Source organism: Rugamonas sp. (assembly GCF_025354735.1).
In the GTDB taxonomy this organism is placed as follows: Bacteria; Pseudomonadota; Gammaproteobacteria; order Burkholderiales; family Burkholderiaceae_D; genus Rugamonas.
In genome coordinates this window covers 21,714-29,115 of sequence record NZ_JANXMI010000167.1, presented here as the reverse complement: position 1 = coordinate 29,115, position 7,402 = coordinate 21,714, and the positions used below count along the sequence as shown (strand labels likewise).

Genomic DNA, 7,402 nt, shown 5'->3' with positions numbered 1-7,402 from the left:
AGCTGCCGCTACTCCTTACTATTTCATGCGGTTCTGCGCTATCGGCGGAACTAAATCGTACTACACGGCTCTAACAAATACAGGCCGGGATTTAGGATGGTTTCGCGTCCCGCGCGGAAATTTTAGTAAGCGATAGCGCGTTGCAGTATTCCTTAGCAGGAGCTAGCAGCGATTAGTAAAACCGATTTTTTCGAGGCACCCACCATGTCCACGCCTGAATCTACGCCCGTCTCCAGGACTATCCCCAAGACTGCCTCCGAGCCAGTTTCTAAGCCTTACAAAAGGCCTCTCTACTACATGAACGTTGCCGTGCCTACCGACTTGTTGGAGGCCTTGGGCGAGCACACGGGCCATTTCTGGTCCGATCCCTTGATGGAGCCTATCATCTGGGATGCGATCCGCGCCTTGATGAATCCCGCTCCGGCGGCCCCGCAGCAGCCGGCGGTGCCGTCCGAGGCGGGCTATCAATGGAAGCAGGTGTTTCTTCCCGAGGGAACCAAGCTGCGCGCGAGCTTCGGCCGCCAGCCCTACTTCGCCGTGGTGGAAGGCGCGGAGATCAAATGCGGCGAACAATCCATGTCGCCGTCGGGCTTTGCGAACCTGTACGGCAGCGGCAACCGCAACGCGTGGAAAGCCATCTGGCTGCGCCTTCCCGGCAGCGATGCATGGTTGCTTGCCGATGTTTTCCGCTCGGCGCGAAACAAGGCCATAGCACGCATGTTCGGAGACGACGCGCCTGCGGTCGCAGAAAAATCCCGGGCGACGCTACGTCCGCGCCCCGTTGAAGACGAGGATAAGGATGAGGATGAGGGTATGGCGCCGGCATCGCGCCGAACGTCCGATCGTGCCATCGATCGTGCCTTCGATCGCATTATTGATCGCATCATCGATCGCGGCGTCGATCGCCGCATTGATCGCCGCATCGATGCCGGCGAGCGTGCCCTCATTGCCGGAAAAGCCGCAGCGCGGCCGTCCCAGCCGCACCATGAGGAAGTGCGCCCGCACGCCGTGCCGAAAGCCGCGCATGGCGACGACGTGCCACGCAAGAAACGCTCAGGACGAGGCGGCGGCCGCAAACGCCATGCGGCCAAGCACGGACAGTAAATCCCTGACCAAGCTTATTTTTTGACGAAGCGGACCGCGAACTTGTCGTCCGGGCGGCCGTCCATCTTGAAGAACGGCAGCTCGCGCGGATCGTCGGCCACGTGCAGATAATCGCTCTTGCCGTCGACCACGAAGCCGGCCTTACTCACTTCGGCGATCAGCGCCGCCTCGTCGATGCGGTGCAGCGTCTCCGTGTCTTTCAGGCCGCTGCCATCCTTGGCCGCGTTGTCGACGACGACGAAGTGGCCGCCCGGCTTGAGCGCGTCGTACAGGCGCTTGTTCATGGCGTCGCGGTCGACCTTGCCGTTGACGATGTCGTGGTAATTCATCACCAGCGTAATCAGGTCGAGCGGCGGCGTGCCGGCCGGGACCGGATTGTCGAAGGCGGCCACGACCGGGTGCAGATTCGCTTGCGGATGCTCGGCCAGACGCTTGGCGATCGAAGCCGACGGCTTGCTGCCCTGGGCCCACACTTCGCCGCCGTCGCCGACGGCCAGCGCCAGCAACTCCGACGTGGAACCGCCGCCGGCGGCGACGTCGAGCACTTTCATGCCGGGACGGACGGCGGCGAATTCGAGGAAGACGGCCGGCTTGCGCTTGGCGTCGTCCTTGCGGTCGGCGTCGGTGCGGGCCGGGTTGGCCAGCACGGCTTGATACTGGGACGCGGTTTCCGACGCGGCCGGCGCGGCCAGCGCGGAGGTGGCGCCGGCCAGCGCGGCGGCCAGCAGCAGCGCGCCCTGCGCCAGGCGGGGCGTGAGTCGATGAGGTTTTTTCATGCTACAGACCCTTCAGGTTTAAGTTGAGCGGCGCCGACGTGGCCCGCGCCGCTCAACAAAATACTCTAAAAAGGCGTGCGGCGGTTCATTCCCGCTGGCGGCGGCCGAAATAAATTCCGCGCCGCCCCGGCCCCGGTGCGCTCAGCAGGCGAGGATGTCGAGCAGCTTGCTGCCGTTCGGCGAGCCCCAGCCGGTGCAGGCGTCCCAGCCGGCGCGCGCCGCGTAGCCGCCGTTGTTGCCCTGCACGATGTCGTGGAAGGCGTTCGAGCCGCCCGCCGCGCCGTACAGCAGCGGATTGAGGAAGCCGACCGGCCGCTTGAGCCGCTGGTTCATCAGCGCCACCAGCCCGGCCCACAGCGGCGCCACCGCGCTGGTGCCGCCGATGATGTAGTTGCCGCCGTCGACCCGCACCAGATAGCCGGTGGCCGGGTCGGCGTTGCCGGCGACGTCGGGCACGCCGCGGCCGATGCGCCCGCCCGGATTGACGGACGGCGGCACGCCGGCGCCGCCCTGGTAGGCCGGCAGCGCGAAGGCGTCGCTGACGCCGCCGCCGGTGGCGCTGCGCAGCGGGTCGTCGTCCCACACGATTTCGCTGTCGATGTTGGCGCCCGTGGCCAGCAGGCGCGTGCCGCCGCAGCACAGCACATACGGGTCGGAACCGGGGAAGTCGACGTGGGCCAGCCCGTCGGGCGCCGTGGTGTTGGCGTTCTGGTCGCCGGAGCCGGCGTCGCCGGCGGCGCAGCACACCGTCACGCCGAGCGCCGCCGCGCTCTGGAAGGCCTGGTCGTAGGCGGCCAGCGCCTGGCCGCTCCACTCGCTTTCGGGCGCGCCCCAGCTGATCGAAACGACGGACGGCCGGTGCGCCGTGTCGTGGATGGCGCTGGTGATCGCGTCGAGGAAGCCCTGCTCGGAATTGGGCGCGAAGTAGACGGCGATCAGCGCCTTGGGCGCGATGGCGCCGGCCACCTCGATGTCGAGCATGACCTCGGCGTCGGCGCTGTCGGCCTTGCCCGGCGCATTGCGGCCGCCGTCGATGGCAATGGTCTTGACGGTGGGCGCGTGCAGATTGAGCGCCTGGAAATAGTGCTCGATGTCGGCGCTGCGGTAGCCGCCGCCCAGCTCGATGAGCGCGATGCACTCGCCGCTGCCGTCGGCGCCGATGGGAAAGTCGTAGGCGGCCGCCACCTGCAGCGGCGTATAGGAGGCGTCGGCCGCGTTGCTGGTCCGGGCGTCGATGACGGCGCCGATCTGGTAGCGCGGCTGCGCCACGGGCAGGTTGTCGAGGCCGAAGACGCCCAGCACGATGCCGCCCAGGTCGGCCGGCACCGACAGCGCGCCGCTGCGGCTGCGGAACAGGCCTTGCGCGTGCTCGCTCTGTTCGATGCGGGTGCCGAAGGCGGCCGCGAACTGGCCGCTGGTGCCCGACACATACATGCTGCAGCGGGCCACGCTGGTTTCGACCACCACCAGGCCGTAGCTGGCGGCGAAGGCCGCGACCCTGGCGATGTCGGCCGGATCGGCGCCGTAGCCGGCCGCGTACTGTTCGCGCGTGAGCGGCGCGCCGCCGCCCGCCCCGGCCGCGCCCAGCAGGGCCGCCGCCGGCAGCGGCGCGCGCGCGCGCAAGCGCAGCGTGACGGTGTAGCGTTCGTGGTCGGACGCGGGACCGACCAGCCGAGCCTGCACTGATACGTGACGTTCGCTGCCGGGGATGATGACACGTTCAGGGACACGTTCGGATGGGGTCGGCATGGTGAGCTCCTCAGGAAAAGACTTGCATTGTCCGGTCATGGCCGGCGCCCGCCATGACGCCGCGCAAACGTGGGCCACTTAGCGCGCACGCGGTCTTTTTTGAACTATTCGGTTCATTACCATTGAAATAGCCGCCGGATTCCATTATTATGAACTGATCGGTTCAGTACGCGACTGAACGACTTGCCGACCCGGCCTCCCCTCACTTCGACAGGAACTATTATGAAACTCCACGGCAACACGATCTTCATCACCGGCGGCGCGTCGGGCATCGGACGCGGTCTGGCCGAGGCCTTGCACAAGCTGGGCAACCAGGTCATCATTTCCGGCCGCCGCGCCGCCCTGCTCGACGAAGTCACGCAAGCCAATCCGGGCATGAAATCGGTCCAGCTGAACGTGGAAGACCCGGCCCACATCGCCGCCGTGAGCGCCAAGCTGATCGCCGACTACCCGGCGCTGAACGTGCTCATCAACAACGCTGGCGTCATGCACATCGATAACGCCGGCAATGCGATCGACGACGCCATGGCCGTCACCACCATCACCACCAACCTGCTCGGCCCGATCCGCCTGACGTCGGCGCTGGTCGAACACCTCAAGCAACAGCCGTCGGCCACCATCGTCAACGTCTCGTCGGTGCTGGGCTACGTGCCGATGGCCGTCAGCGCCGTGTACTCGTCGACCAAGGCGGCCATGCACTCGTACTCGATGTCGCTGCGTTACATGCTGAAAAACACCTCGGTGCAGGTGCAGGAAATCGCACCGCCGTGGGTCCAGACCGACCTGCTCAACAGCAAGGAAGAACCGCGCGCCATGCCGCTGCAACAGTTCATCGACCAAACCATGGCGGCCCTGGCCACCGACGCGGAAGAAGTGCTGGTGGAAAACGCGCAAGCCATGCGCGCCAACCCGGGGCCGAACGAGCACGCGTTCGTGAACCAGTTCAATAATTATTTCCTGGAAGGCTAATCGGACAGCGCACCGTCCAGACCGGCAAAAAAGGCGGTACGGGAGTTTTCCCGTACCGCCTTTTTTCATGGTGACAGCGCCCGATCAGGCGGCCGGCGTGATGGTGATGGCGTCCACCCGATCCGGGTAAAAGGCGACGTGGCCCTTGATGGCGGCGACCGCCTCGTAAGGCTGCTCGTACGTCCAGATGGCGTTGACGGCGCGCTCGCCGCCGGCCGGGATGCTGAAATAGGCGGCGTCGCCCTTGTACGGACAGTAGCTGCTGTGCGCGCTGCGTTCAAGCTGGCTCAGGTCGACGTCCTTGCGCGGAATGTACTGGACGGCCGGATAAGCCGCTTCGCTCAGGGTCAGCGCGTCGGTGCTGTCGGCGATGACGCGGCCGGCCAGCGTGACGACGACGCGGGCGCCGCTGCGCACTATCGTGATCGGATGGTCAGGACCGGGGATCTTGACGGTTTTGGTGGTGGTGGGTGTGGTGCTGGTGCTCATCATCGTTTCCTTGTGGTGGATAAAAAAAGTCAGGCGGCGGCGCCGTCCTGCGGGGTCAGAAGATAGACGGCGAACTGCGGCGCCGCGCTGGTCCACGCCTGCCGCACGTGCCAGCCGGCCTGCGCGGCCAGCGCGGCGAAGGAGGCCGCCGTGAACTTGTGCGAATTCTCGCTGTGCAGGCTTTCGCCGGCCTTGAAGGCGAAGGCGTGGCCGGCGGCGTTGACGATCTGGTCGTGACGGCTCACCAGGTGCATCTCCATCCTTTGCAGGGCGGCGTTCCAGCGCGCCTCGTGGGCGAAGGCGTCGAGGTCGAAGTCGCCGCCGAGCTCGCGGTTGATGCGCGTCAGCAGGTTCTTGTTGAAGCCGGCCGTCACGCCGGCCGCGTCGTCGTAGGCCGCCACCAGCGTCGCCTCGTCCTTGACGACATCGGCGCCGACGATCAGTGTAGCGTCTTCGCCCAGCAGGCGCCGCACGGAGCGCAGAAACGCGACCGCCTGCGGTGGCGTGAAGTTGCCTATCGTCGAGCCGGGGAAGAAGCCGACCTTGGGCCGCGGCCGCACCGGCTCCGGCAGGCTGAGCTCGGCCGTGAAGTCGCCCGCCAGCGGCGCCACTTGCAGCGCCGGATAGTGGCGCGCCAGCCGGGCGGCGGCCTGGTCGAGGGCATCGACGCTGATGTCGATCGGCACATAGGCGGCGATCTGCGGCGCCGCGTCGAGCAGCAAGCGGGTCTTGTCGCTGGCGCCGCTGCCGAATTCGACCAGCACGGCGCCGTCGGCGATGCCGGCGCCAATGTCGGCGGCGACCTCGCGCAGCAGCGCCGTCTCGGTGCGGGTCGGATAGTATTCGGGCGTCAGGCAAATCGCCTCGAACAGCGCGGAGCCGATGGCATCGTAAAAATACTTGGGCGACAGTGATTTCTGCCTGGCGCTCAGGCCGGCGATCACGTCGGCCGCAAAGGCGCGCCGCGACGCGCTATCGGCCGCCGGGGCCGCCGTGGCCGCCGCCGCGCCTTCCGCGCCGCCAGCGCCACGGGGTCCAGCAGCGCCACCAAGGCCACCAAGGTCGCCGCCATGAGCATCATCACGGTCGCGCGCCAGCCGCAGGCCGGAGACCATCCAGCGCTGGCCGGGACGGTAGAAATTGCGGTAACTGAGCCGGCTGTGACCGTCCGGCGTGACGCTGGCGCCGCCCCGCAAAACCATCTGGTTGGCCATGAATTTGCCGTTGTATTCGCCGACCGCGCCCGTGGCCGCGCGGAAGCCGGGATAGGCGGCGTAGGCGCTGGCCGTCCACTGCCAGGCCACGCCGTCGACCTGTTCCAGCAGCCCGGCGGCGGCCGCCGTTTCCCACTCGGCCTCGGTCGGCAGGCGGGCGCCGGCCCACAGTGCATAAGCGGCCGCCTCGTAATAACTGACGTGCAGCAGCGGCGCGGCGGGGTCGAGCGGGACGAGGCCGGCCAGCGTCATCCGGCTCCAGCCATCGGCGTCGCGCTGCCAGTAGAGCGGCGCCTGCCAGCCTTCCTGGCGCAACTGGTCCCAACCGTCGGTCAGCCACAGCGCCGCCCGCGTGTAGCCGCCGGCGGCCATGAAGTCCAGCCATTCGCCGTTGGTGACGAGGCGGTCGCTGATGTCGTAGCCTTGCAGCCAGACCGGATGCCGCGGCGACTCATGGTCGAAGGCGAAGCCGGCGCCGGCGTGGCCCTGCTCGGCCAGCCGCGCGTCGACGCGCAGGAAACGGCCGCGCCGCCCCGGCGCCGCTTGCGGCCAGCGCGCGTCGTAAGCCGGACGCAGCGGCGACTGGCTGAACAGATAAAGTACATCCATCAGCAGCAATTCCTGGTGCTGCTCTTCATGCGCCAGGCCCAGCAGGACCAGCTGTTCGACGGCCCCGCTCACCTTTCCCTGTAACAGCTCGCGCATGGCCTGGTCGACGTGACGACGATAGGCCAAGACGCGCCCGCTGTCCGGCCGCGTCAGCAAGCCGCGCTGGGGCCGCGGCTGGCGCGCGCCTAGGCCCTCGTAATAGGAATTGAACAGATAGCCGAAACTGTCGTCGAACGGCCGGTAGCCGTCCAGATGGTTTTGCAGCAAAAAGGTTTCGAAGAACCACGCGGTATGGGCCAGATGCCATTTGGCGGGGCTGGCGTCGGCCATGGCCTGGACCACCATGTCCTCGGCGCTGAGCGGCGCGACCAGCGCTTCGGTGCGCCGGCGCACGCTCAGATAGCGGCCCAGCAAATCGGTGGCGCCGGCCTGCGGGTCGCTGACGGCGGCTAGGGTGTGGAGGTTCATATTGGACTCTTCATAAATAATACG

General features: G+C 67.2%; 7 protein-coding genes and 1 pseudogene. 3 read left to right on the top strand and 5 right to left on the bottom strand.

Features of this window, described 5'->3' with window-relative positions; all coding sequences use genetic code 11:
- Positions 1 to 297: 297 nt before the first annotated feature.
- Positions 298 to 1,104 carry a hypothetical protein gene (locus tag Q0S71_RS13905; protein ID WP_295996551.1) on the top strand — a complete coding sequence of 269 codons (807 nt, stop codon included), beginning with the start codon at positions 298 to 300 and terminating at the stop codon, positions 1,102 to 1,104.
- A gap of 14 nt (positions 1,105 to 1,118) precedes the next feature.
- On the opposite strand, the gene Q0S71_RS13900 is transcribed toward Q0S71_RS13905, so the two are convergent.
- Together Q0S71_RS13900 and Q0S71_RS13895 are read right to left on the bottom strand one after the other, a co-directional pair.
- Positions 1,119 to 1,880 carry a hypothetical protein gene (locus Q0S71_RS13900; RefSeq protein WP_295996549.1) on the bottom strand — a complete coding sequence of 254 codons (762 nt, stop codon included), beginning with the start codon at positions 1,878 to 1,880 and terminating at the stop codon, positions 1,119 to 1,121.
- A gap of 141 nt (positions 1,881 to 2,021) precedes the next feature.
- Positions 2,022 to 3,629, bottom strand: coding sequence for a S53 family peptidase (locus tag Q0S71_RS13895; RefSeq protein ID WP_295996546.1), 1,608 nt, complete (start codon positions 3,627 to 3,629; stop codon positions 2,022 to 2,024).
- A gap of 222 nt (positions 3,630 to 3,851) precedes the next feature.
- Here Q0S71_RS13895 and Q0S71_RS13890 point away from each other — a divergent pair, with 222 nt between their 5' ends.
- Positions 3,852 to 4,598, top strand: a complete 747-nt coding sequence (locus Q0S71_RS13890) for an SDR family oxidoreductase (RefSeq protein WP_295996544.1) — start codon at positions 3,852 to 3,854, stop codon at positions 4,596 to 4,598.
- Between the two features lie 84 nt (positions 4,599 to 4,682).
- Here Q0S71_RS13890 and Q0S71_RS13885 read toward each other — a convergent pair whose 3' ends face one another.
- Together Q0S71_RS13885 and egtD are read right to left on the bottom strand one after the other, a co-directional pair.
- Positions 4,683 to 5,087, bottom strand: coding sequence for a DUF427 domain-containing protein (locus tag Q0S71_RS13885; RefSeq protein WP_295996542.1), 405 nt, complete (start codon positions 5,085 to 5,087; stop codon positions 4,683 to 4,685).
- Between the two features lie 29 nt (positions 5,088 to 5,116).
- Positions 5,117 to 6,031 carry an L-histidine N(alpha)-methyltransferase gene (egtD, locus tag Q0S71_RS13880; RefSeq protein ID WP_295996556.1) on the bottom strand — a complete coding sequence of 305 codons (915 nt, stop codon included), beginning with the start codon at positions 6,029 to 6,031 and terminating at the stop codon, positions 5,117 to 5,119.
- On the opposite strand from egtD, the gene Q0S71_RS27400 reads away from it, so the two are divergent.
- Complete coding sequence (locus Q0S71_RS27400) at positions 5,988 to 6,161, top strand: twin-arginine translocation signal domain-containing protein (RefSeq protein WP_367185301.1); 174 nt, start codon at positions 5,988 to 5,990, stop codon at positions 6,159 to 6,161. The genes egtD and Q0S71_RS27400 overlap by 44 nt on opposite strands.
- Before the next feature lie 11 nt (positions 6,162 to 6,172).
- Here Q0S71_RS27400 and egtB read toward each other — a convergent pair.
- A pseudogene (gene egtB / locus Q0S71_RS13875) lies at positions 6,173 to 7,378 on the bottom strand (ergothioneine biosynthesis protein EgtB); the annotation flags it as partial.
- Between the last annotated feature and the right edge of the window lie 24 nt (positions 7,379 to 7,402).